The organism is Pseudomonas sp. KB_12, from assembly GCF_052114545.1.
GTDB lineage: Bacteria > Pseudomonadota > Gammaproteobacteria > Pseudomonadales > Pseudomonadaceae > Aquipseudomonas > Aquipseudomonas brassicacearum.
Genome location: NZ_JBFREY010000056.1, coordinates 1 through 24,180 on the forward strand (window position 1 = coordinate 1; position 24,180 = coordinate 24,180).

General features: G+C 60.1%; 23 protein-coding genes. 14 read left to right on the forward strand and 9 right to left on the reverse strand.

Translation table 11 applies throughout. The annotated features are described in order from the left end of the window. The first annotated feature begins 505 nt into the window (after positions 1–505). The 3 genes from AB4Z20_RS26710 (at position 506) to AB4Z20_RS26720 (ending at position 2,180) form a co-directional block, all read left to right on the forward strand. The gene (locus AB4Z20_RS26710) at positions 506–1,144 is read left to right on the forward strand and encodes a DUF6036 family nucleotidyltransferase (RefSeq protein WP_253477747.1); all 639 of its coding nucleotides are present in this window, start codon (positions 506–508) and stop codon (positions 1,142–1,144) included. Next, positions 1,128–1,580, forward strand: coding sequence for a hypothetical protein (locus AB4Z20_RS26715; RefSeq protein ID WP_253477744.1), 453 nt, complete (start codon positions 1,128–1,130; stop codon positions 1,578–1,580). The genes AB4Z20_RS26710 and AB4Z20_RS26715 overlap by 17 nt, the downstream gene beginning before the upstream one ends. A gap of 261 nt (positions 1,581–1,841) precedes the next feature. Further along, positions 1,842–2,180 (forward strand): DUF6124 family protein, encoded by a 339-nt coding sequence (locus AB4Z20_RS26720; protein ID WP_258691267.1) that lies wholly within the window; start codon positions 1,842–1,844, stop codon positions 2,178–2,180. 219 nt (positions 2,181–2,399) lie between these two features. Here the strand turns inward: AB4Z20_RS26720 and AB4Z20_RS26725 are convergent, their stop codons facing one another. Both AB4Z20_RS26725 and AB4Z20_RS26730 read right to left on the reverse strand, forming a co-directional pair. Next, complete coding sequence (locus tag AB4Z20_RS26725) at positions 2,400–2,906, reverse strand: L,D-transpeptidase family protein (RefSeq protein WP_253477741.1); 507 nt, start codon at positions 2,904–2,906, stop codon at positions 2,400–2,402. 48 nt (positions 2,907–2,954) lie between these two features. Further along, positions 2,955–3,506: an NUDIX hydrolase gene (locus AB4Z20_RS26730; protein WP_320389394.1), complete on the reverse strand. Its 552-nt coding sequence runs from the start codon at positions 3,504–3,506 to the stop codon at positions 2,955–2,957. Between the two features lie 145 nt (positions 3,507–3,651). Between AB4Z20_RS26730 and AB4Z20_RS26735 the strand changes: the two genes are divergently transcribed. Genes AB4Z20_RS26735 through AB4Z20_RS26745 form a run of 3 tightly spaced genes read left to right on the forward strand, consistent with a single transcriptional unit; the run spans position 3,652 to position 4,998 of the window. Next, positions 3,652–4,251: a CoA pyrophosphatase gene (locus AB4Z20_RS26735; protein ID WP_214512413.1), complete on the forward strand. Its 600-nt coding sequence runs from the start codon at positions 3,652–3,654 to the stop codon at positions 4,249–4,251. Positions 4,252–4,267: 16 nt separating this feature from the next. Next, positions 4,268–4,792, forward strand: coding sequence for a gamma carbonic anhydrase family protein (locus tag AB4Z20_RS26740; RefSeq protein ID WP_214512414.1), 525 nt, complete (start codon positions 4,268–4,270; stop codon positions 4,790–4,792). Then, the gene (locus tag AB4Z20_RS26745; protein ID WP_258689262.1) at positions 4,789–4,998 is read left to right on the forward strand and encodes a DUF1289 domain-containing protein; all 210 of its coding nucleotides are present in this window, start codon (positions 4,789–4,791) and stop codon (positions 4,996–4,998) included. The genes AB4Z20_RS26740 and AB4Z20_RS26745 overlap by 4 nt, the downstream gene beginning before the upstream one ends. A 162-nt stretch (positions 4,999–5,160) precedes the next feature. Here AB4Z20_RS26745 and AB4Z20_RS26750 read toward each other — a convergent pair whose 3' ends face one another. After that, positions 5,161–5,814 carry a Pr6Pr family membrane protein gene (locus AB4Z20_RS26750; RefSeq protein WP_442091049.1) on the reverse strand — a complete coding sequence of 218 codons (654 nt, stop codon included), beginning with the start codon at positions 5,812–5,814 and terminating at the stop codon, positions 5,161–5,163. A 3-nt stretch (positions 5,815–5,817) separates the two neighbouring features. Further along, positions 5,818–6,048, reverse strand: a complete 231-nt coding sequence (locus AB4Z20_RS26755; RefSeq protein ID WP_003205228.1) for a VF530 family DNA-binding protein — start codon at positions 6,046–6,048, stop codon at positions 5,818–5,820. Positions 6,049–6,545: 497 nt separating this feature from the next. Between AB4Z20_RS26755 and AB4Z20_RS26760 the strand changes: the two genes are divergently transcribed. Continuing rightward, a complete protein-coding gene (locus AB4Z20_RS26760) occupies positions 6,546–8,960 on the forward strand; it encodes a glucose/quinate/shikimate family membrane-bound PQQ-dependent dehydrogenase (protein ID WP_442091051.1) in 2,415 nt (804 codons plus the stop codon). 197 nt (positions 8,961–9,157) lie between these two features. On the opposite strand, the gene purT is transcribed toward AB4Z20_RS26760, so the two are convergent. The 4 genes from purT to AB4Z20_RS26780 all read right to left on the reverse strand — a co-directional run bounded on the left by purT (position 9,158) and on the right by AB4Z20_RS26780 (position 12,456). Then, positions 9,158–10,339: a formate-dependent phosphoribosylglycinamide formyltransferase gene (purT, locus tag AB4Z20_RS26765; RefSeq protein WP_018603333.1), complete on the reverse strand. Its 1,182-nt coding sequence runs from the start codon at positions 10,337–10,339 to the stop codon at positions 9,158–9,160. A 77-nt stretch (positions 10,340–10,416) separates the two neighbouring features. After that, positions 10,417–10,893, reverse strand: coding sequence for a VUT family protein (locus AB4Z20_RS26770; protein WP_024618489.1), 477 nt, complete (start codon positions 10,891–10,893; stop codon positions 10,417–10,419). 205 nt (positions 10,894–11,098) lie between these two features. Further along, entirely contained in the window at positions 11,099–11,884 is a 786-nt protein-coding gene (locus AB4Z20_RS26775) for a siderophore-interacting protein (RefSeq protein WP_024618488.1), read from the reverse strand. Then, positions 11,881–12,456 carry a helix-turn-helix transcriptional regulator gene (locus AB4Z20_RS26780; protein ID WP_253477725.1) on the reverse strand — a complete coding sequence of 192 codons (576 nt, stop codon included), beginning with the start codon at positions 12,454–12,456 and terminating at the stop codon, positions 11,881–11,883. The genes AB4Z20_RS26775 and AB4Z20_RS26780 overlap by 4 nt, the downstream gene beginning before the upstream one ends. Positions 12,457–12,889: 433 nt before the next feature. Here AB4Z20_RS26780 and AB4Z20_RS26785 point away from each other — a divergent pair, with 433 nt between their 5' ends. From AB4Z20_RS26785 to AB4Z20_RS26815, 7 genes are all read left to right on the forward strand, one after another. Beyond that, a complete protein-coding gene (locus tag AB4Z20_RS26785) occupies positions 12,890–13,375 on the forward strand; it encodes a CS1 type fimbrial major subunit (RefSeq protein WP_253477722.1) in 486 nt (161 codons plus the stop codon). A 125-nt stretch (positions 13,376–13,500) separates the two neighbouring features. Next, entirely contained in the window at positions 13,501–16,032 is a 2,532-nt protein-coding gene (locus AB4Z20_RS26790) for a CS1-pili formation C-terminal domain-containing protein (RefSeq protein ID WP_442091054.1), read from the forward strand. Positions 16,033–16,209: 177 nt separating this feature from the next. Continuing rightward, positions 16,210–17,457 carry a hypothetical protein gene (locus tag AB4Z20_RS26795; RefSeq protein ID WP_258689254.1) on the forward strand — a complete coding sequence of 416 codons (1,248 nt, stop codon included), beginning with the start codon at positions 16,210–16,212 and terminating at the stop codon, positions 17,455–17,457. Between the two features lie 42 nt (positions 17,458–17,499). Then, entirely contained in the window at positions 17,500–18,744 is a 1,245-nt protein-coding gene (locus tag AB4Z20_RS26800) for a hypothetical protein (RefSeq protein ID WP_258689253.1), read from the forward strand. 59 nt (positions 18,745–18,803) lie between these two features. Continuing rightward, positions 18,804–19,547 carry a molecular chaperone gene (locus AB4Z20_RS26805; RefSeq protein ID WP_258689252.1) on the forward strand — a complete coding sequence of 248 codons (744 nt, stop codon included), beginning with the start codon at positions 18,804–18,806 and terminating at the stop codon, positions 19,545–19,547. A 44-nt stretch (positions 19,548–19,591) separates the two neighbouring features. Beyond that, entirely contained in the window at positions 19,592–20,074 is a 483-nt protein-coding gene (locus AB4Z20_RS26810; protein ID WP_253477713.1) for a CS1 type fimbrial major subunit, read from the forward strand. Positions 20,075–20,223: 149 nt separating this feature from the next. Continuing rightward, the gene (locus AB4Z20_RS26815; RefSeq protein WP_253477711.1) at positions 20,224–20,718 is read left to right on the forward strand and encodes a CS1 type fimbrial major subunit; all 495 of its coding nucleotides are present in this window, start codon (positions 20,224–20,226) and stop codon (positions 20,716–20,718) included. Positions 20,719–20,737: 19 nt separating this feature from the next. On the opposite strand, the gene AB4Z20_RS26820 is transcribed toward AB4Z20_RS26815, so the two are convergent. Further along, positions 20,738–23,845 (reverse strand): transglycosylase domain-containing protein, encoded by a 3,108-nt coding sequence (locus tag AB4Z20_RS26820; protein WP_442091057.1) that lies wholly within the window; start codon positions 23,843–23,845, stop codon positions 20,738–20,740. Between the last annotated feature and the right edge of the window lie 335 nt (positions 23,846–24,180).

Genomic DNA, 24,180 nt, shown 5'->3' on the forward strand with positions numbered 1-24,180 from the left:
GTTGATCTCGGCGCCCCGTTAACCACGATGGCCGAACGCAGGCATTGTGGAGTGGGCATCCCGGCATGGATGCCGGGATAGCCGCGCTGGGCCATGGATGGCCCTTCGCGGCGGGCCCACGGAGCAATGCCGGAGTGAGGGCATGCCGAGCCTAGGCGAGGCACCGAGTGGTGGGGCAGAGCGTTTTTGGTTACTTTTGGCGCTCTTTCCAAAAGTGACCCGCCGTCAGGGCGGAACCCTAAGTGGCCGTTAGCGCAGCAACGGATATGTACCCAATTCAATCCAAAAAAAGCCTATTTGAATTTGTGCGAAACATCCCTGATCAGATGGCTGGTCTGTCAGACGCACCGAAGTTTCCGACATGTTTTTAAGGTTGTCCCTCAGAAACGGGGGCTCTAGTTTCGGGGCCTACGTCTCCAAACGCAGGGATCGCTCACTGGTCTTTGGCAAGGCCAAGTGGCAGATCCCAGTTTCAAGGAGCAACATCAGCCTCTGAGGTTCAAACATGGAAATGCCGGATACGATCGCCCCCCACCTCAATACAAGTACCGCGCTGGGACAGGCTTTGGTTTCAATGTTCAAGTCCGTCGAAGCGGAGCTGACTTCTGAGAATGCAGTGCCTGGGGTGGTCAGAGTCATCGTTTTTGGTGGGTGTGCAGTGCACCTTTATACAAACCATCGTGTCTCCACGGACGTTGACGCCGAAATTTATGAGGCTAGCCTTCCAGAAGGCTTTCATCTTCGAACGTTACTTGCGGAAGTGCCTGAGCAATTTGTCGACGAAAAGTCCGGCCGATTGATGGAGCTCAACTACGACCTCCAATACAACACTAGCTTTGGTCCGATTCACGAGGACTATTGGGCTCGAAGCCTCCCTCTTGAAGAGTTCCCGGTAGAGTCTCCTCTACACGTTCACGTTGCTGCCCCTGTAGATATTGCGATTTCAAAGTTGGGCAGAGCAACGGATCAGGATATTGGCGACATCATGGCGCTCCTAAGGGCCGGCTTCATATTGACCACTGAGCTGCGTCGACTGCCATTTCAGGCAATTGATGTATATGTTGGCAACAAAGAGCCTCCAATTTCTGTTCTTACTCAAATTTTGCAAGATTATTTGGAGAATACAGATGGCGAAGCCTGCTAACGGCCACGTCCTCTCAGCCGCTCTGGACACATTGGTCAAAAGCCCGTTGGATCACGCAGATGATGTTGCGCTCGTAAGCGCCGCCAAAGCTGTCTGGTACTCCAACTTGGACTTGATAAGCGCGGCTCAAGCTTTTCTGAGTCAACACACTGATGAGGTCGAGTTGCGTCGCGCAGGCTATCTGCTCGAACGACTCACCCGTTTTTCGTGTGTCACGGACAGTCGTGCGTTGGAAGTCTTCAAAGCCCTTGAGCTATTTTTACGCTCGACACCCAAGCAAGCCATAACCTCACAAACCGCTGTTGCGCTTCGCAGACGCCGTGATGAACTCGCTCTCTCTTGGGGGCTGAATGAAGGTCTTGGCTTGAAGGTGCAAACCCTCCTGCCTTTTCAGACTCGGCATTATGAGGCTGAGCAGCGTGCAGCGTTTGTGTAGACCCAAATGCCATCCTCAAAAACCGGCTTCGGCCGGTTTTTTGTTGTGTGAATGATCACCGCTTGGTCTGTCAGACGCACCGAAGTTTCCGACATGTTTTTAAGGTTGTCCCTAGGAAGCGAGGGCTCTAGCCTCTGGGTGTCGCTGCCAACTCAGCGACCGGGTTTGACCGTCCGAAAAAAATCAAGGGGCAATAGGCCCGGACGTTTTGTCCTGGGCTCCATTAATTTAAAGGAGCTTCAATTGAAAAGTAATTCTGACATGCCAAAACCCGCCTCCACCTTCCCCTACGGCGACTACGCCCCCGAAAAGCTGAAAGAAGCCGCCGACCGCGCGATGGACCATTACCTCAAGCCCGACGACAGCGAACCAGACCCCCAACCCTCGGTGCAGTTGTTCAGCGTATCGGACAACGTTGACACCGAAACCTTACTGGCCAACCTCAGCGAAACCCTGGCCTCGGCCAATGCGGTGCTTAGCGACCTCCTGTTTGACTTGGACGGTTCGCGGCGGCATGTGGCGTTGGGCGTGGCGCAGATGATCGAGCTGGGAACGTTGTTGGCGAACAAAGCCTTGGACCGGGTAGAGCTTCGGACTTGATGCCACGTAACCTGTGGTGAGGGAGCAATCTCGCGCGGGGCTCTGTAGGAGCTGGCGAAGCCTGCGATCTTTTGATCTTTTGATCTTTTGATCTTTCGCTTGAGACTCAAGTGTCTGGGGCAAGATCGCAGCCTCGTTGCACTCGACAGCTCCTACAGGCGCAACCCAGCGGGAGCAAGCTCCCTCGCCACAGGAGCTCCTCGCCGTAAAAAAAGGGTGTTACGGTCGGATTTCGATCATCGTCCCATCCGGCACCAGGTTCCACACCTCGCGTATGTCCACATTGCGCATGGCGATGCAGCCATCGGTCCAATCCAGGGTATGGAACAACTGCTCAGGGTTCTCTTCCGAATCCGGCGTGCCGTGGATCATGATCATGCCCCCCGGTTCCACGCCTTCGCGGCGGGCGCGGGCGGCGTCGCTGATGTTGGGGTAGGAAATGTGCATCGACAGATAGAACCGGTCGCTGGTCTTGCGCCAGTCCAGCCAATAGAAGCCTTCAGGGGTGCGCTTGTCGCCCTCGATCAGCTTGGGGCCTTTCTTGGCGCCCTTGCCCAGGGAGATGCGATAGGTCTTGAGCGGCTTGTCGTCGTTGATCAATTGCAATTGATGGGCGGACTTGAGCACCAGCACTTTTTCGATGACCTTGCCGTTGTAGGTTCCCACCGCAGCGGCCTGGGACATAGCAGTGAACGACAAGCAGAACAGGACAAGCAACCAGCGCATTGAAACGATATCCCTAGGAGGTGTCGCGGCTATATTGGATTGGTTTTTTCAGGTGTTGGCAGGTTGGGCCAGCGGAGGGATCGATTCGGATCGCACGGGGTAATCCTCCGCCCGGCGGTCCGCGTAGAAGTATTCCAGGGTGCGGCCCACCGTACGGAAAGCCAACTCGTCCCAAGGAATGTCCGCTTCTTCGAACAACTGCACTTCCAGGCTCTCGGGCCCGGCGGCGAAATCCTCGTCCACCAGTTCGGCGCGGAAGAATACATGTACCTGGCTGATATGCGGTACGTCAATCAGCGTATAGATGCTCAAGTTTCGCACCCGGGCGCAGGCTTCTTCGGCGGTTTCGCGTACGGCGGCCTGTTCGATGGTTTCGCCGTTCTCCATGAAGCCCGCCGGCAGCGTCCAGTAACCGCGCCGCGGCTCGATGGCACGCCGGCACAACAGGACTTTAGTGCCCCAGGTCGGTACGCAACCGGCCACGATGTTGGGGTTCTGGTAATGGATGGTATGGCAGGTGTCGCAAACAAAACGCAGGCGCGAGTCGCCTTCGGGTATGCGCTGGGTCACCGGGTTACCGCACTGGCTGCAGAATTTCATGCTTGGGTTCCTGAATGCTGCGCCTATCTTGGCGTGCGTAGGCCGGTGCGGCAAGTTGTCGTTTCGCGACACGGCGCGGTGCGGGGGTTGGGCCGCTTGAACGATTGGTGCATGATGCAAGGTAGCGAACAAATCGAGAAGTCTCATGCTGGACGAGCTACTGCATCGAGTAAGCAACCATACCCCGCACGATCTGCAGACCGACCAACGTTTCCCTGAAGCCGCGGTGCTGGTGCCGATTACCCGCAGCGATGAACCGGAGCTGGTACTGACCCTGCGCGCCAGCGGGCTCTCGACCCATGGCGGCGAGGTGGCGTTCCCCGGCGGGCGCCGCGACCCGGAAGACCCGGACCTGATCTTCACCGCCCTGCGCGAAGCCGAGGAAGAAATCGGCCTGCCGCCCGGCCTGGTGGAAGTGATCGGCCCCCTCAGCCCGCTGATCTCGCTGCACGGTATCAAGGTCACGCCGTATGTCGGGGTGATTCCGGACTACGTCGAATACCAGGCCAACGATGCCGAGATCGCTGCGGTATTCAGCGTGCCGCTGGAGTTTTTCCGCAAGGATCCGCGTGAACACACGCACCGGATCGATTACCAGGGCCGTAGTTGGTACGTGCCCAGCTATCGGTTTGGCGAGTACAAGATCTGGGGCCTGACGGCGATCATGATCGTCGAACTGGTCAACCTGCTGTACGACGCCGACATCGACCTGCACACACCGCCCAAAAGCTACATCAATACCTGATGACCCGAGGACCCTCATGAAATACCGCCTGGGCGATGCCCGTGTCGAAACCCACCCACAGAGCTGGGTCGCGCCCAACGCCACGCTGGTGGGCAAGGTCCGCCTCGAAGAGGGCGCCAATGTCTGGTTCAACGCCGTATTGCGCGGTGACAACGAACTGATCCTGATCGGCAAGAACAGCAACGTGCAGGACGGCACGGTGATGCACACCGACATGGGTTATCCGCTGACCATCGGCACCGGCGTGACCATCGGCCACAACGCCATGCTCCATGGCTGTACGGTGGGCGACTACAGCCTCATCGGCATCAACGCGGTGATTCTCAACGGCGCGAAGATCGGCAAGAACTGCATCATCGGCGCCAACTCGCTGATCGGCGAAGGCAAGGAAATTCCCGACGGTTCGCTGGTGATGGGCTCGCCCGGCAAGGTGGTGCGTGAACTGACCGAGGCCCAGAAGAACATGCTTGAGGCCAGCGCGGCGCACTATGTGCACAACTCCCAGCGCTACGCCCGCGACCTGTTCGAGCAGGAACCATGAGCGCCCCTGAACGCCCGGTGCCTTCGCCCTGCGTGAACATCTGCGCGCTGGACGATGATGACGTCTGCACCGGTTGCCAGCGCACCGTGGCGGAGATCACCCGGTGGAGCCGGATGGACAACGAGGAGCGCCGCGGTGTCTTGGCGTTGTGTCATGAACGGGCCAAGGCCAGTGGGTTGGTGTGGATGTTGCCGGCCAGGCGGTGATACCGGAGATGGAATACAAACCCCTGTGGGACACCTACCTGTGGGAGCAAAGCTTGCTCGCGATGCAGGCGCCGTGGTCTTCAGGTAAACCGCGTGATCTTCATCGCGGGCAAGCCTTGCTCCCACAGGTTTGGCTCACACAGCTATGTGCTCTGCAGGCCTCTATTTCAACGATGCCCACCGATCCACCCCCACCACCCCCAGCGCAATCGCGATAAACCCCAGCAATATCCCCCCGGCATTGATGAACACCTGTGGATAACCCAGGTTCGCCACATCGATGAAAGGGTAGGGGTAAGCCGCCAATAGATCCCCGCGCAGCAGGACATAGGCGAAATACACCAAGGGGTAGATCACCCAAAGCCCAACGTGGCCCAGGCGCAAGCTGCCTTTGGGCACCCACAGCCACCAATAGGCGACGTACAGCAAGGGCACCACGTCGTGCAGCAACTCGTCGGCCACGAACTGCCAGCCTTCGGGCTGCCAGAGGTGGCGCAGCAGCAGGTTGTAGGCCAGGCCGACCAGGGCGATGCTCACGGCGATGCCGCTGCACACGCTGGGTAGCAGGAACCAGCGCCGGGCCGCCGACTCCCGAGGGGTCAGTTCCCAGGTCAGTACCACGGCCACCAGGGTGTTGGTCAGGACCGTGAAGAAACTGAAGAAACTCACCAGCCCGCCCAGCAGGCTCGCGTCCAGTTCCCAGCGTCCCAGCAGGATCAGGTACAGCTGGATGCTCAATCCCACCCAGCCCAGCAGTGCCGTCACGCAGACAAAACGCTGTCGCAGCGTGAGGTGACGACCCTGGTCACTTCCCACGGCTCAGACCGGCCGTTTGGTGCGCATCAACTTGATGTACAGGCGCTCGACCTTCTCCCGCGCCCACGGCGTCTTGCGCAGGAAGGTCAGGCTCGACTTGATGCTCGGGTCGCTCTTGAAGCAACGGATGTCGATGCGTTCGGCCAGGCCCGACCATTCGTAGTGCTGCACGAGGGCGTTGAGGATCTGCTCCAGCGTCACGCCGTGCAGCGGGTTGTTGTTGGGTTCGGTCATGGGAGGCCTTCGCGCTAAAGGTGTAAAGCCGCGCACCTTAGCCGAGGTGCCCCTTTGGTGGAAGCATAGCCTTCATCATGGCCGCCAGCGCCAGGCGCACTGTTACCGAATCCGAGATGATTCATGTCAGCAAAAGCCCTTTCTCTATTGAGAACAGGACATTATCCTTGCGCCGCCTGCTGAAACGCTTCTTCTGTTGTGCCGAAGCCTCTGCGTCCAGCTTATTCCCACTAAACGATCTGATGAATGCTCAATGTCCTGACCCTGAAAGACAGCGCTGTCTCGTTGACTTCCTGTGGGAGCGAGCTTGCTCGCGATAGCCATTGCACATTCAACATCGAAGCCAACTGACACGCCGCCATCGCGAGCAAGCTCGCTCCCACGGGGATCGCGGCAACCGAATTTGCCTTTTTTCAACTGAACCATGCCCCCGCAAGATCGTCATCTACAGTGACTACTTGCGCGGGACTCCTTAAAACGTCACGGAGAAACACACTATGAGCACTGAGGGTGCTTTGAGTCGAAGCCGTCTGCTACCGAGTCTGCTCGGCATTCTGCTTCTATTGATGGGCCTGGCCCTGCTGGCCGGGGGAGTCAAGCTGAGCACGCTTGGCGGCTCGTTGTACTACCTGCTGGCCGGTCTCGGCCTGGCGCTGACCGGCGTGTTGCTGATCATGGCCCGTCGCGCGGCCCTGGGCCTGTACGCGCTGGTGCTGTTCGCCAGCACCGTGTGGGCGTTGTGGGAAGTGGGCCTGGACTGGTGGCAACTGGTGCCGCGCCTGGCGATGCTGTTTGCCCTGGGCATCGTCATGTTGCTGCCGTGGTTCCGCCGCCCGTTGTTGACCGCCGATGCCTCGGCCACGGGCACCCGCGCGTTGGGCGCCGCCGTGGTCATCGCCGGTATCGCCGCTCTCGCCAGCCAGTTCACCACCCCGGGTGAGGTCAAGGGTCAACTGGACCGCGACAGCGTGCCGGGCATGGCCAACACCGCACCGGCCATGCCGGACGGCGACTGGAACTCCTACGGGCGCAGTGCCCATGGCGACCGCTATTCGCCGTTGGCGCAGATCACCCCCGAGAACGTCAGCAAACTGGTGCCGGCCTGGACCTATCGCACCGGCGACCTGCCAGGGCCGAACGATCCGGGTGAAACCACTGCCGAAAACACCCCGCTGAAGGCCAACGGCATGCTCTACGTGTGCACGCCTCACAGCCAGGTGATTGCCCTGGAGCCAGATACCGGCAAGGAAATCTGGCGTTTCGATCCGAAGCTTTCCACGCAAAAAGCGCAGAACTTCAAGGGTTGGGCCCACATGACCTGCCGTGGCGTGACCTATCACGATGACGCCGCGTACGCCTCTGCCGAGCAGAGCCCTACGGGTGCCGCCAGCACCACGCCGGCCAGCACCGTATGCCCACGGCGGATCTTCCTGCCGACCGCCGACACCCGTCTGATCGCCCTCAATGCCGACACCGGCAAGATGTGCGAAGACTTCGGCGACAAGGGCCAGGTCGACCTGACCGCCAACATCGGCGGTTTCACGGCCGGCGGTTACTACTCCACGTCGCCACCGGCGGTCACCCAGAACCTGGTGGTGATCGGCGGCCACGTCACCGATAACGTCTCCACCGACGAGCCAAGCGGTGTCATCCGTGCCTACGACGTGCATACCGGCAAGCTGGTGTGGAACTGGGACAGCGGCAACCCGGACGACACCACGCCGATTGCCGAGGGCAAGACCTACACCCGCAATTCGCCGAACATGTGGTCCATGTTCAGCGTCGATGAAAAACTCGGCATGCTCTACCTGCCGATGGGCAACCAGACCCCCGACCAGTTCGGAGGCCTGCGCACGCCGGAATCGGAAAAATACTCCGCCGGCCTGACCGCCCTGGACATCGCCACCGGTAAAGTGCGCTGGTACTTCCAGTTCACCCACCACGACCTGTGGGACATGGACGTCGGCGGTCAACCGACCCTGATGGACATGAAGACTGCCGATGGCGTGAAACCGGCCGTCCTGGCGTCGACCAAGCAGGGCAGCATCTACGTGCTGGACCGCAGCAATGGCCAGCCGATCATCCCGATCAAGGAAATCCCGGTGCCCCAGGGCGCGGTGGAAGGCGACCACACCTCGCCGACCCAACCGATGTCCGACCTGAACTTCGTGCCGCCGGTCCTCAAGGAACGCGACATGTGGGGCGTGACCCCGTTCGACCAGATGCTCTGCCGGATCGACTTCAAGTCGCTGCGCTATGACGGCATGTACACGCCGCCGTCGCTGCAAGGCTCGATCGTCTACCCGGGTAACTTCGGCGTGTTCGACTGGGGCGGCATTTCGGTGGACCCGGTGCGCCAGATCGCCTTCGTCAACCCGAGCTACATGGCGTTCAAGTCGAAGCTGGTGCCGGCCGCCGAAGTGGCTGGTGGCCCGGGGCGCAAGAGCGAAACCGAAGGCGTGCAGCCGAACAAGGGCGCGCCATATGGGGTGATCCTCGAAGCGCTGCTCTCGCCAATGGGCCTGCCTTGCCAGGCGCCTGCGTGGGGTTATGTGGCGGCCGTGGACCTGACCACCAACAAGACCCTGTGGAAGCACAAGAACGGCACCGTGCGTGACAGCTCGCCGGTACCGATCCCGCTGAGCATGGGCGTTCCGAGCCTGGGTGGCACGTTCACCACCGCCAGCGGCCTGGCGTTCCTGAGCGGCACCCTCGACCAGTACCTGCGTGCCTATGACGTGAAAAACGGCAAGCAACTGTGGGAAGGCCGCCTGCCAGCCGGCGCCCAGACCACGCCGATGACCTACACCGGCAAGGACGGCAAGCAATATGTGCTGGTTGTTGCCGGTGGCCACGGTTCCCTGGGCACCAAGCAGGGCGATTATGTGATTGCCTACAAACTGCCGGATTAAGCTCAACCGGCGACCATGAAAAAGGCGACACCCTTGCGGGTGTCGCCTTTTTCTTTAGCCCTGCTGGACTGTGTAGGAGCTGTCGAGCGAAGCGAGGCTGCGATCTTTTGATCTTTCGCTTGAGATTCAAGTGTCTGGGGAAAGATCGCAGCCTCGTTGCACTCGACAGCTCCTACAGGGGTCAAGCTACTCAAGTTTTACAACTCGATCTTGACGGCCTGCGAGGCGCGGGTCGCCTTGGCACGGGCCGCTTCGATGGACTCATCGCGGGCCAGGGCCACGCCCAGGCGGCGCTGGCCATTGACTTCCGGTTTGCCAAACAGGCGCAGGGCGGTGTCCGGTTCGCTCAGGGCGGCGCCCAGGTTGGCGAAAGCGGTCTGGGTCGATTGGCCTTCCACCAGGATCACCGCCGAGGCCGACGGGCCGAACTGGCGGATCAGCGGGATCGGCAGGCCGAGAATGGCGCGGGCATGCAGGGCGAACTGCGACAGGTCCTGGGAGATCAGCGTCACCAGGCCGGTGTCGTGTGGGCGCGGCGAGACTTCGCTGAACCACACCTGGTCACCCTTGATGAACAGCTCGACGCCAAACAGGCCGCGACCACCCAGGGCCTCGGTCACTGCCTTGGCGACGCGCTCGGATTCGGCCAGGGCCACCGGACTCATGGCTTGTGGCTGCCAGGATTCCTGATAGTCGCCCTTTTCCTGACGGTGGCCGACCGGCGCGCAGAAGGTGGTGCCGCCGACGTGACGCACGGTGAGCAGGGTGATTTCGTAGTCGAAATCGATGAACCCTTCGATGATCACCCGGCCCTTGCCGGCACGGCCGCCTTCCTGGGCGTAGTCCCAGGCTTTTTGCACGTCATCGGTACTGCGCAGCAGGCTCTGGCCCTTGCCCGAGGAACTCATCACCGGCTTGACCACGCATGGGAAACCCAAGGTTTCCACGGCCTTGCGGTAGTCTTCCACGGTGTCGGCGAAGAAGTACGGCGAGGTCGGCAGACCCAGCTCTTCGGCGGCCAGGCGACGGATGCCTTCACGGTTCATGGTCAACTGCGCGGCGCGGGCGGTGGGGATCACGGTGAAGCCTTCGGCTTCCAGTTCCACCAGGGTGGCGGTGGCGATGGCTTCGATTTCCGGCACGATGAAATGCGGCTTCTCGGCCTCGATGACCGCACGCAGGGCAGCACCGTCGAGCATGTTGATCACATGGCTGCGGTGGGCCACTTGCATGGCCGGCGCGTTGGCGTAGCGGTCCACGGCAATCACCTCGACGCCCAGGCGCTGCAGTTCGATTACCACTTCCTTGCCCAGCTCACCGCTGCCACACAACAAAACGCGGGTCGCGGTGGGCGACAATGGGGTTCCGATACGGGTCATCTGAAGGTCCTCAAACAGGAGCGGATCATCGCGGGTTGCGCGCCGGGCGAGCTTCCCATGGGAGAAAGCGCGGCATTTTACATGAACCGCCCGGCGATGGCCTGTTTGCGTAAACGCCAGGCCATGATCAGCCAGACGGCCGTGACCCCGGCGAATTTCGAGAGCAGGGCGGTGATCACCACGGCGGGCGTCAGGGCGTCGATCAGGCCGAAGAAGATGAAGGTGTCCAGGGGAATGCTCAGGGCCGAACTGATCCACAACCGATCATGCAGTGGGCGCTTGGTGATCGTGAACACCAGCCAGTCGATGCACTCGGACACGGCGAACGCCGTCGCGCTGGCCAGGGCGATGGTCGGGTCCGAGGTGGCATAGGACAACACCAGCGCCGCCAGCATCGCCGCGATAGCGCCGTGGCCGAAACGGGTCTGCACCATGTCCCGCAGAATAAACACCAGGCCGCCCCAGGCCGACCAGATGACGTCCAGGTGCGGCGCGGCGGAAAACGCGAAGTTGATCAGCACGACGCTGCTGATGTAGGCGAGCAGGAAAAGCATGGGGCGGGGTACCTGGTGGAAGGTTGATCAAGACATTAAAGGACAGCGATGGCCCTGTGGCGAGGGAGCAAGCTCGCGCTGGGCTCAGTAGGAGCTGGCGAAGCCTGCGATCTTTTGATCCTGAGCTTTCGCTTGCGACTCAACTGTCTGGGACAAGATCGCAGCCTCGTTGCACTCGACAGCTCCTACAGCCGCCGTCAGTCCCTCAATCTTCCTCACTGTCATCCAGCTTCCAATACCCCACCGCCTTTACGAAATCCTGGTCCAGGCCTTTCTCTTCCAGCAACACCTTGCGAATCTGCCGCGACACCTTGCTCTCGGTCGCGACCCAGGCGTACAGCTTGCCGCCGGGCATGTCCAGCTGTTGCACGGTGCGCAGCAGGTTGTCCTGGCGCCCCTCGCGCAGCACCCAGATCACGTGCACCTGCGCCGGGCTCTGGAGAATCTGCTGCTCGGCGCCGTTTTCCACTTCCACCACCACCAGGGCACGCCGGTTGGACGCCAGGCCTTCGAGGCGACGGGCGATGGCGGGCAGGGCGGTTTCGTCGCCGATCAGCAGGTAGCTGTCGAAGATGTCCGGCACGATCATCGAGCCCCGTGGCCCGGCGATGTAGAGGTATTGCCCGGGCGTTGCCTGGGCCGCCCAGGTCGCGGCGGGGCCGTCGCCGTGGAGCACGAAATCGATGTCCAGCTCCAGGGTATCGAGGTCATAGCGGCGCGGGGTGTAGTCGCGCATCTGGGGCATCGGGCCCTGGGCCTTGTCGATGCTGGGGCTGAAGTTTTCCAGGGCGGCGTGTTCCTCGGCGTTCTGCGGGAACAGCAATTTCACGTGATCGTCCGTACCCAGGCTGGCGAACCCGGCCAGTTCCGGCCCGCCGACGGTGATGCGGCGCATGCGTGGGGTCAGGTCTTCCACACGCAACACTTGCAGGCGACGGCGTTTAATCTCGTGGCTGACACGGTGAATGGTGTTTGGATCGACTTCGGTCATTGGCTTGACTCCGAGACAGGTGGACGGTCGGGGCCGTCGATGATGGCTTTGGCGGTGTCGTTGAGCAGGTCGCGCACCCGCCGGATTTCTTCCGGGCTCCAGTGGCCAGGGTGCTTTTGCAGGGCATGGCGCAGGTTATACACCGCTTCATGGATTTCCGGGGGACGATCATGGCCGCGCAATATGCGCTTGCTGATTTCAATGCGCGTGCGCACCTCATCCAGCGTTTGGGCCTGGTCCTCAAGTGATAGACGTCCGGCATCGGTCACGCTGTAGCATTTTTTTCCGTTTTCGACACCGCAGGTGACCATTGCACTCATTTCCAGGAAGGACAGGGTCGGGTAGATCACACCGGGGCTGGGGCTATAGGCGCCGTCGAACATGTTTTCGATCCGGCGGATCAGGTCATAACCGTGGCAAGGTTGTTCGGCAATCAGCGCCAGAGACAGCAACTTCAGGTCACCGGCGGCAAAGACCCGGGGGGCACGGCTGTTACGTTCACGGCGCACCGGGTGTTGTTCGAAACCGTCGTGTTCGTATTCGCGTTTGAAATGGGAATAAGGGTCTGTCATATGCGTTCTCCGTTCTGCGCAAGATAGGGCTGAGATATAACTTTGCCGTGAGATATATCTTTGAAGCTGGATATGCCTTGGAACTAAGATATATCTAGTTTCGTTGCCGGCTAATTCTGATGAAACAAGACCTTACCTGAATACGATATGGCAGCGGATGATGGGATTTTGCTGCGGTTTTTCTTGACTTTGAAGGACGCCGCGCTGCTGCTGGGCGTGTGGGTAGTTTCTGACATACAAACTTAAGTTTTATAAAAGGTCGGGTATTTTTCGCGCATTCGTGTGCCGGATTTACTACACGCTTGTGGGAATCTGCCTGCTTTTTTTTAGTTGCAAAGAGTCGATCATGCCCCGGCGTTGGAGGAGCAGATCAAGTTGTTGTTGAGCTGCTACTTCAACCTTTCTCTTTATGCCAAGAACAGGTGTTAACAACATGCTCAAACAACTCGTATCCAGTACTGCCCTGGTCGCCGCCACCCTGGGTTCTTCGCTGGCATTTGCTGCCGGTGATGCTCGCTCGTCGATCCACATCACTGCGAACATCCCGACCCAGCAGTTCCATGTGCAGCCACGCAACCCTGACTTCGGTGAAAACGAAGTCATGAGCTACAACACGGTCAGCGGCACCTTGACTTCGTTGCGCCAGACCTACGACGTGAAAAACACCGAAGGTTCGGTAAACGCCTACATCGAAGGCGGCCCGGCTGCGCTGTACAACGGCAGCAACTCCATCGCCCTGACCACCGCCTTCAACGGCGTCATCCTGACCGCCACACCGCAGGAAGTGGTGGACGATGCGACCTCCACGCCAGGCACCCAGGCCGACATGACCATCGTCCCGGCCAGGCCCCTGGACACCCAGAACGGCCTGTACACCGCTGACATGACCGTCATCTTCGACGCCGTGCCGCGCCCGTAAGGCCATTCGCTGCCCGGTGAGTCTCTCCTCGCCCATGGGCATCGCCGCAGGCCGACCGGCCCTCCCCAGCCGGTCGGCCTGTACCTGAAACGCCCCGATAGCACGCTGAATATGAGAATCCGTTGATGTTTCCGATGACACCCATCGCAGGTGCGCTCGCGCTGTTTTTGTGCGCGACAGCATTGGCCGCGCCAATCGCCCCCGGTACGACGCCAAGAAGCCTGTTGTCCCAGGCCAAGGGCCTGCCGGCGGAGTTTGAAGCCCACTTCTTCGATGTGCCACTCGCGGTTCGTATTGAACTCAATCAACAGTATCTCGGTGAAGCCATGGTGGTCTTGACGCGGGATGATCGTATTACCTTGCTGGAATTCACCGAAACGCAAGACAGCACGATAAAGGCCGTCGAGCGCGAACAATGGGAGCAACGCCTCAAGCAGGGACAAGTGCTGGGCGCGTGTGAAACCAACTGCACCGGCGGGCTGTTGGCCGTGCATTACAGCCTCGAGAATTCATTGGTGTCGATCCTGACCCAGGATGTCGAGCGCGCAACTGAAGCCAAGCGTTTCTACGATCAGCCGGAAGGCGGCAGCCTCGGCCTGATCTTCAATAACCAACTCAATATCAACGGTGGCCAGAAACAGGACACCGGCGGACGTTATGGCCTCAACGCCAGTTCCAGCGTGGGCAACTGGAGCCAGTCGCTGGACCTTCAGCTCTCGCGTCTTGGCGGGCCGGACGACAAGCTCTACCACGCGGTCCATGAGCTCTATACCCAACTGGAAATGGAAGGCAATTTCTTCCGCCTGGGTTACTTCACGCCCAGTTCCGATGGCTTGAATCGCCAGATCCGTTCGTTCGGCGCCAACCCGGACACCGCGCTGGGGGTGATGTACGGCAGCTCCGACAGCCTGGTGATCGACAATCCCAAGCCCAGCGTCTACCCCATTTATGTCACCGCCAGCCGCCAGGCGTCGGTGGAAATTTATCGCAGCGGCCTGCTGATCAATACCCAGGCCGTCAGCGCAGGCTTGCAGAGCCTGGACACCCGCCCGTTGCCCGGCGGTATCTATGAAGTGGAAGTGCGGCTGATTGAAGATGGGCAAACCACCGCCACCAGCCAGGAGCTGGTCTACAAGCCCAACAACTGGAACAGTACCGAGGACCGCTGGCGCTATAACCTGTTCGCCGGTCGCGAAACCCGGCTGTGGAGCAACTGGGAAGATCAGCCCTCGGGTTTCACGACCGCCGGCGTCGGCGTCAACTACCTGCTGCACCCACGGGTGATCCTCGGTGCGTCCACGCGCCAGGTGCAGGACAAACTGCAAGTGGGCACTTCGATCGACTGGACGCTCGCCAGCAACACCAGCCTGTACGCCAACGTCTACCAGACCCAGCAGTACGGCACCGGCATGGACTTGCAAGGCCTGTACAGCTACGGCCATGGCAGCATCGTCGCCAGTCACAACCGCAGTTGGCTCGACACCCGCAACACCTACGAAACCTTGTCGGACGGCACCCGTATCCGCCAGCGCAACGTCTACGTCGGCCAGACCAGCAATTCATCGCTGTCGGTCAATCATCGCTTGAGCAACAAGAACTCCATCAACGGCCGGTTGGCCTACAGCGAAGGCAACGTCCAGGGCACCGGCCTGGACTTGGGCTGGACCCAACGCACCGCGCTGCGTGGCAGCGATGCCAACTGGCGGCTGTCCGTGTTCGACCGCCCCGGCACGTCGAGTACCAACGACCGACGCAATCGAGGCGTGGACCTGAGCGTCAGCGTGGCGTTGGGCGGGCCGGGTGAGTACTGGTCGGGCAGCGTTGGCACCCGCACTTCGCGCGATGGCGCGCGGGACAACAATGCCTCGGTTTCATATCGCCGCAACTTGGAAGACCACGTCTTGCAAAGCGTCTCCGCCACGGCGCTGGCCGACACCTATGGCGTGGGGCTGTCGGGTATCGCCAGCTTCATGACCGAGTCGATGTACGGCGATGGCTTCATCCAGCGTTCCTCCTACAACGACAACCTCACCGGCGGTTTGAACCTGAGCAGCACGGTGGCGGTGGGCGGGCAGAAAGCCGCCTTCACCGGCGTGCCCCAGGGACGCGGTGCCGGCATGATCGTCGACGTGGAAACCGACCTGGACGACATCATCCTGAGGGCCGACGACTTGACCGGCGGCAGCACCACCTTGCACCCGGGCCGCAATTTCGTGCCGATCACCGCCTACAAGAACAGCATGGTGACCTTCGATTTCGACGGCGTGCATCCGCCGGCGGCGAACATCGAGCCGTCCCGCACCCGTTATCACCTGAACAAGGGCGGGGTGGACTACCGCAAGGTCAGCGTGATGAAAACCGTGACCGTGCTGGGTCGTCTGTTGGACGAACAAGGGCAGCCGCTCAAGGGGCATCACGTCATCAATCACGCCAGTCGCGGTGTCAGCGAGGCGGACGGGTTCTTCTCCATGGAAATGAATGCCGGCTCGCCCACCCTGGAGGTGCGTTATGGCAGCGAGTTGTTCTGCCGCTTCCGCCTCGACCCGGACAACGCCGATCGCGAAGGCGACGTGTTGATGATCGGTGACTTGCGCTGCACGCCGGACACCCTGGCCGATACGACGCTGGCCGAGGCCGGGGCGAAGCAGCGCTCATGAGAGTGTGGGAGCACAGCTTGCTCCTGAAACTGTGGGAGCAAAGCTTGCTCGCGATGAACGATAACGCAATTCACCTGAAGAGCGAGGCGCCTGCATCGCGGGCAAGCCTTGCTCCCACAAGTGAATTGCTCACCTACCTATTTGCAGTGATTTGTCTTGATGTATGAGGTTGTATAAATGAAACCCTTATCGGTTGCAGTGCGCAGCGTGGTCTCGGTGTTGTTGTTTTCGTGCGTGCCTGCGGCCAATGCCTTGACCCAGGATATCAGCGCTCTGTTCAGGCCTGACCCATCGAAGCCCAATGAGAATACCTTTCTCAATACCACGCCTATCAGTGGTTACTGCGCAGATAGACCGTCGGACTGCAGGGCGACAGGAATGTTCAGCGTTCGATTACGTCTCTCTGCCAATACGATCAGTCCTATCCAGGCGAATCATGAAGATCCTCGGCAAGGTGCGATGTTTAAAGTGCCTGCCAGTTGGCGTCCGGTACAAGTTACCCATACGGGGACGGGCGAAATAGAAACTGTTGAAGTGCGCTGGTCCGGCTTTGGGTCGAGACAATTGTTCTCCAATAGTGTGATCGAATTGGTAGGTGGCGGCGCGAGCGTTTGGGGAGCCCACCGGGCGTTATGGAGCGGTCTTGAATGGGTGTATGCGCCTTTGCCATGTCAATACAGCGGTGTTTCACTCTATAACATTACGAGTTATGCCTTTTTCTGGAAGGTGCCGACAGAAGGTGTGTGTGGGAAAACGGCCCGATACTTGATCCCTGCCATGAGCTACAACTATCTGGACTTTGCCTACGAGCTGCGCACCCCCAACCCACTGAAAATGTCGTCCGGCCAATACACCGGGTCGCTGACCTATAGCGTTGGGCCAGGGCAGGACATTGATATGGGCGATGTCATGATCCCCAACGATTCGGCGCTCACGCTCAACTTCAAGCTCGACGTCGAACACACCCTCAAAGTCGAAGTCCCCCCCGGCGGCAACCGGGTCGAACTGGTCCCCCAGGAAGGCTGGCAATCCTGGCTGAACAGCGGTCGCAAACCCACGCGCCTGTTCCGTGACCAGAGCTTCCATATCTCCGCCTCATCACGTTTCAAGATGGGCCTCGAATGCCAATACATCAGCGGCAATACCTGCGCGATCTCCGAAGCCGGCACCGGCCATGCCGTGCCAGTGGACGTCAGCGTGACCCTGCCCAATGGCTTGACCGACGCCGCCGGACAACCGGTCAATCGTCGCCGGTTGCTGCGTGACGGCAGCGGTACCGAACTGTTCCTGCCGGGTTTCTACGTCGATCGTAGGCCGGGCACCCTGCACTTTGAAGTGGCCCGTAGCAGCGTCGAAGAGATGCTGGACAGCGGCGCCAAGGCCTATACCGGTGACGTCACGGTGATCTGGGATTCAGAGATTTAAAAGAACTTGGTCTATTCAACGGAATTGAATGAGGTCGTACCAATGAAAGGATCACCGCTAGTCGAGCGCTGTGTGGTTTCAACGTTTTTGTTTGCTTGCGTGCCCATGGCCAATGCCGTTACCCAAGACATCAGCGCGGTGTTCAGGCCGGATCCGTCGAAGCCTCAGGAGGCTGCTTTTCTCAATACCACCCCTATGAGTGGTTATTGTGCAGAACTGCCTTCGCAATGCCAGATGTGGAAGATGTTCAGTGTCCGGCTGCCGCTGAGTGTCAATTCCATCAGGGCTATTCAGGCCGGGCACACAGATCCTCGGCAGGGGGCAATGTTTCAAGTGCCCGCCAACTGGCGCACGGCGCAAATCGTTCATTCAGGTACGGGCGAAACCGAGATCGTTCAAGTGCGTTGGGTCGGCATAGGCTCTCGATACCAATTCCCCGGCAGTGTCGTCGATCTGGTGGGCGGGGGCGTGGATCCAGGCACCGCTCACACCAAATTGTGGACCGACAACTGGGGTTACCCCCCGACAGGCTGTCATTGGAGCGGTTTTGGCCGTTTCGGGGAGAACTATTACGAGTTCTTCTGGAGGACGCCGATGGAAACTGTGTGCGCCAAAAAAGCCCAATATCTGATTCCCAGCATGGCCTATTCCTACGTGGACTTTGCCTATGAACTGCGCATGCCCAACCCTATGCGAATGACCGCAGGCCAGTACACGGGAGATGTGACGATTGGTATTGGGCCGGGTCGGGAATTGGACATGGGCGATGTCATGCTGCCCAACGATTCGGCGCTCACGCTCAATTTCAAGCTCGATGTGGAGCATGCCTTCAAAGTGGAAATCCCGCCCGGCGGCAACCGGGTCGAACTGGTGCCATCGGAAGGCTGGCAAGCCTGGCTGAACAGCGGGCACAAACCGACTCGGCTGTTTCGTGAGCAGCGCTTTCATATCTCGACGTCCTCACGCTTCAAGATGGCGCTCGAGTGCCAATACATCAGTGGCAATACGTGTGCGATCTCCGAAGCCGGCTCCGGTCATGCCGTACCGGTGGATGTCCGGGTAAGCCTGCCTGATGGGTTGACCGACTTCGCCGGTCAACCGGTCAACCGACGGCGCCTGCTGCGAGATGGCAGCGGTACAGAGTTGTTTTTGCCCAATGTTTATGTCGATCGCCAGCCGGGAAATCTTTCTTTCGAGATCGCCCAAGCGAGTGTCGAGGAGATGCTGGACGGTGGCGCCAGGACCTACATCGGCAATATCACGGTGATCTGGGATTCGGAAGTTTGATGGGCCCGCGGGCCGGCAATATTCAGTGAATTGTGTTTAGTGCAGAGGTTGAAAAAGTGATGAAACGGTTATTGGCATGGATGGGTGTTTTTTTGTTTTGCGGCGTGGCCCAGGCCGGGCCGCAGATCGGTGTCGGGGTGGTCTACGACTACCTCGACGGCGACAAAAGCACCTACATGAAACGGGTGTTCAACGGCGGGACGTCCACGGCGTTCGTCAAGGTCAACATCCTGGAAATCATCTACAACCAGGATGGCACCTATCAGGAAGTTCCCTTGCAGAACCAGGCCAGCGTCACGGCCAGGGACGGCCTGATGGCCAGCCCGGCGCGGCTGATCGTACCGGCCAACGGGGTGCAGGGCACGCGGTTGCTGTTCATGGGCAACCGCGACAAGGAGCGCTATTTCCGCGTGCGTTTTGTGCCGGTAGTGCCGGAGGCGGAGGATGAGTTCGCGGTCAGCGAGCAAGAGCGCGAAGCGTACAAGAAGGAACGCGTGGAGGCGGGGGTCAAGGTCCTGGCGGGCTACGGCACGGTGTTTTTCGTGCGGCCCAAGGATACCCGTTTCGAGACCGTGATCGATGACAACCCCGATCGTTACCTGATGCGCAACAACGGCAATAGCGTCCTGATTATCGATGAGTTCAAGGATTGTGTCGCGAAGCAGGAAAACGACTGCCGGCCCACCACCAAACACCACGTCATGGCCGGGCGCACGTTTTCGTTCGACAAGGAGGCGGGCCGTGAATATCGCTTCACGTTGATCGAAGGCGGCGTGACCAAAAACATCGAGATCAAGGGGTGACGATCACCTTCGTCGAACCCAGGCTGATGCCAAAGGTAATCAAAATGTTCAAGAAAACGGTATGCCCTCTTGCAGTGATGGCGTTGACGTTACCCTGGGTTTCGGCTTGGGGGGCGGTGGAGCGGGAGACGTTCGAGCTCTACGTGACCATTCCGACGGCGGATTTTTATGTGCTGCCCCTCGACCCGCAGCTAGTCCAGCGCGAACAACGCTTGCCGTTCAGCACCATCACCAATGAGCTCAGCCCACTGCGGGCGACCTACGAGGTGAAGAACAGCAATGGCTCCATCGGCGCACGCTTGAGTGAAGAGGCGTATTTGTCCAATGGCCGTGAACGAATCGACCTGCGGGTGAAGTTCAACAACGTTGAACTGACCCTGGATTCGACCCAGGTCGTATCGGCCATCGAGGCCCGGCCTGGACGTCAGGTGCCGTTGGAAATCGCCGCCATCAAGCCCGACGATGAATACAAACCGGGTGACTATTACGGCACGGTGCACATGGTGTTCGATGCGGTGGCGCCGTAGCCCTTTGAAGAACGTTGGCCTATCTGGCCCCACGTGGCGAGAGCACTTGCTCCCGCCGGCCTGCAAAGCAGGTCAAAACTAAAAGGTGCTGGCCGTTTAGGCGGGTGTGTACCTTTCATTGTTTAAAATATTATCAACAGGAGTTAAACATGTTTGGAAAATTGCTCTGCGCGACCGTACTTGGCGTCGCGGCCTTGAATACCTCTTTAATATTCGCTGCCGATAACGCACAGACGGCTATTCATATTACAGCGAACATTCCTAATAAACAGTTTCATGTGCAGCCACGCAATCCGGATTTTGGTAACGATGAGTACATGTATTACAACCCTGTAACCTACGAGTTGAGTTCCATACGCCATACCTTTGATGTAAAGAATACCGACGGCTCGGTTCATGCTTACCTTGAGGGACGCCCTGATCTGTCTAATGGTAGCGTGATCAGACCTTTGCGCGTCTGGTTCAATAACGTATTGTTGGGCTATGCGCCTCAAGAAGTAGTAGATGATGCCACGTCTACGCCAGGGACTCAGGTGGAAATGGTCATCAACCCGGTTAATTATGGCATCCCTCACTGGTCCGGGGGGCTGTACACCGCGAACTTCACTGTCATCTTCGATGCAGTTCCTCGCGTAACTCTTTAATCCAGGATCCCTGTACACGTCATTCGCTCGCCACCAACGGCTTGCACTGGGTATGAGTCCCCGGCTGCAAGTAGGGCGAGAGAAACGGCGCCATGCCTTTGAGAACTTGCACCGGCAAGGCCGAGGTGAACTTGAAGTTCTGCGCCGAGGCGCCTGGCACGAAGGCGGTCAGGGTGCCGAAATGGCTGTCGCCGATGTAGAACACGAAGGTGGCGGTGCGGTTGATCGACTTGGAACTGATCACCCGCCCACCGGAGCCGATGGCTTCGATGCGGTTGTCGCCGGTACCGGTCTTGCCACCCATGGCCAACGGTGTCCCATCGGCCAGTTTGAAACTGCCGGCCACGCGTTTCGCGGTGCCGGCATCCACCACCTGGGACAGCGCACCGCGCAAGGCCTGGGCCACTTCCACCGGCATCACGCGCTTGCCGTTATCCGGATTGCTCACCAGCCGTGTCTCGTAAGGCGTACCGACGGCAAAGTCCAGGCTGTCGACGCGCAGCGCGGGCTTGCGGATGCCATCGTTGAGGATAGTGCCCACCAGTTCCGCCAACGCGGCGGGGCGGTCGCCGGAGCTGCCAATGGCGGTGGCCAGCGACGGCACCAGGTGGTCGAAGGGGTAGCCGACTTGTTGCCAGCGCTGGTGTATATCCAGGAAGGCTTCGATCTCCAGCATGGTGCGGATACGACTGTCGCGGGCGCTCTTGTGCCGGCTCTTGAACAGCCAGCTGTAGACTTCCTGGCGCTCGAACTCACTGGCCTTGACGATCTGGCTGAACTTGGCGTCGGGGTTGTTCAGCAGGTAACCCATCAACCACAGGTCCAGCGGGTGGACCTTGGCGATAAAGCCTTGGTCCGGCAGGTCATAGGCGCCGGGGCCGTAACTCTGGTAGAGCCGTTCCAGGCGTTCGTCGGTGAGTTTTTCGGCGCTCTTGGCCGATTTCAAGTGCGCGCGTACGAAACGGTTGAAATTTTCCTGGCTGTCGTTGGGAAAGAAATAACGGTGTACGGCGGCCAGGCGGATCGCCGTAGGGCGCATGCCGTCGAGGAAGGTTTCCAGGCGTTGGCCGGTGTCCTTTTTCTGGTACTTCTTCCAGAACCTGAGCAGGAACGAGGTGCCTTCGCGGTCGGCGAACTGGGCCAGGTATTCCTGGCGGCGTGGGTCCTTGTCGTCCTTGAGCAGCTCGGAACTGTTATTGGGGCCGGCATAGGTGGCGTAGCGCACCAGATCGCGCATCAGGCGGATGAACGGCAGGTTGATCGATTCACGCAGGGCGTCGCGCAGCGTGGGGATGCGGCCGTTGTCCTCGTTACGGAAGTTGTGGAAGGTGTGCAGCCCGCCACCGGTAAAGAACGCTTCTCCGGGGCTGGCTGAATAGGTCCGGTCCAGCGCGGCCTCGAGCATTTTCGGCAGGCTGCGGTCGGTGTTCTGGATCAGGTAGTCCACGGCCCAGCGGGAGAGGCGGTCCGGCTCGGCGATGTCGACTTTATTCAATGCCGCCGGGGTTTGCTGGGCATAGCGCTCGTGCAGCTCGGCGATGATCTGCAGATACGTGGTGAGCACCCGCAACTTGGCGGTGGAGCCCAGTTCCAGCTTGCTGCCTTCGTTGATGTCGAAGGGCTGGTCGGTGCTGTCGGTCTGCACTCGCACGCGCGAGCCGTCGGGGGTCAGTTCCAGCAGGGTGAAGCTGTACCGCACCTGGGTGGTGCTGGTGGGGGTCAGCAGGCGTTCGCCCATCAGGCCGATCTCGGTCGCGAAGGCCGGGTCGGCCAAGCGCTTGAGGTAGTCGGTGGCCTGGGCCTGCAAGTCGCTTTGCAAGGTGCTGGTGGCGGAGAGGTCGAGGCGATCGAGGTCGTACAGCGGACGATTGAGCAGGGCGGCGAGGCGACTGCGGGCGGCGCTGATGCCTTTGTTGGTTTCGTTGGGCTGGACGGTCGGGTCCTGGATCCAGTCGCGATAACTGACCTGGCTCGCCAGGGCCGCCTCGGACAACGCCGCATCGATCACGCCGTTCTGCGCCAACAGCCGGATGTGGCTGTCGGTCAGGCGCGCCAGTTCATCGTGCCCCTTGGACAGGTAATGGGAGGGGCGGCGCTGGGCGATCATCAACGACAGCATTTCCCGCAGGGCCAAGCCTTTTTCCGCCAGGCTCTTGGGGTCGGTGGCGGTACTGAACAGCTGTTCATTGGCCCGCTTGAAATCGGCGCCGTACCAGACCCGCAAGCCTTCAGCCATGCCATGGACTTCACCATGCCCGGGCACGGCGGAGAGCGGCACGCTGTTGAGGTAGTCGCGGATGATCCGCTGCCGCGCCTCGAGGGTTTGCGGGCCGGGTTGGTAAGCGCGGACACTGGCGGAAATCATCTGGCGGATTTTTTCCGCGCCGGACACGGTCAGGCCCTCAGGCGAGTGACGGTACTTCTCCAGTTGTGTCGCCAACGTGCTGCCCCCGGCGGACTGCCCCGGCAGGCTCAACAGCTTGGCGACTTGCGACCAGGCCGCCATGCCGAAACGCGGCCAGTCAACTGCCGGGTTGGCCAGAGGTTGCTTGGGGTCGAGCAGGAAGCGGTTCTCGATAAACAACAGGCTCTGCACCACCACCGGCGGGATCGCTTCGAAGTTCGCATACAGTTGCTGCGGGTACTTGAACTGATAGACCGGCGCGGCGCGGCAGTCGGTGATGGTCAGGCCGGCCTGGATCTTTTCCGAATAGGGCACGAACAGGCCTTTTTCGACGTAGCCCATCAAGGCCGGCGAGAACCGCGCCTGGGCCTGGATCACGTAGTCGCGCTTGAGCAGGCGCGGCAGGAATTCCCCCAGCGCGCTGTAGCCCAAGCGCCGGTCGAACGGGCCCGCACCCGGATAGACGATGGCATCGCTGGGCCCCGGCTGCACCGCATAGCTCAGGGACTCAGCGTATTTGCTGAGCTCCCGGGCCTGGAACCGCGACGTGCGCATTTCCTTGGCCACCGCCAGGCCGACCACCACCACGATAATCAGCAGCAACAACCAGAATGCCCGCCAGCCATGCCGTGCGCGGCGTTTTTTTTGAGGTAAAGGCGCTTCTTCCATACGTTCAGTCGGGACCACAGGTTCATTCGAATCGGTTTGCCACAAAGCGCCCATAGTCGACTGATCCATTCACGCAGATTGATCGGACTTGCTTGAAGCTTAGACGGTGGTTGGCGTGGGGGGAGGGGAAATTATGGGTAAGTCCATACACAAGCACTTGTGGGATGCCGCTGGCCAACGAGCTTTTGTGGCGAGGGAGCTTGCTCCCGCTCGGCTGCGCAGCAGACGCAACGGTGGCAYGGTTGAAGAGTTTCAGCGGTTGAAAAGCGAGGGCGGCTTCGCCCCCCAGCGGGAGCAAGCTCCCTCGCCACGGTCGGTGTGCCTTCAGGATGGGGAGTTGCCAGCCTTGCGTGAAGAATGCACAGGTGCTTGCGGCTGTCCTGGTCTGA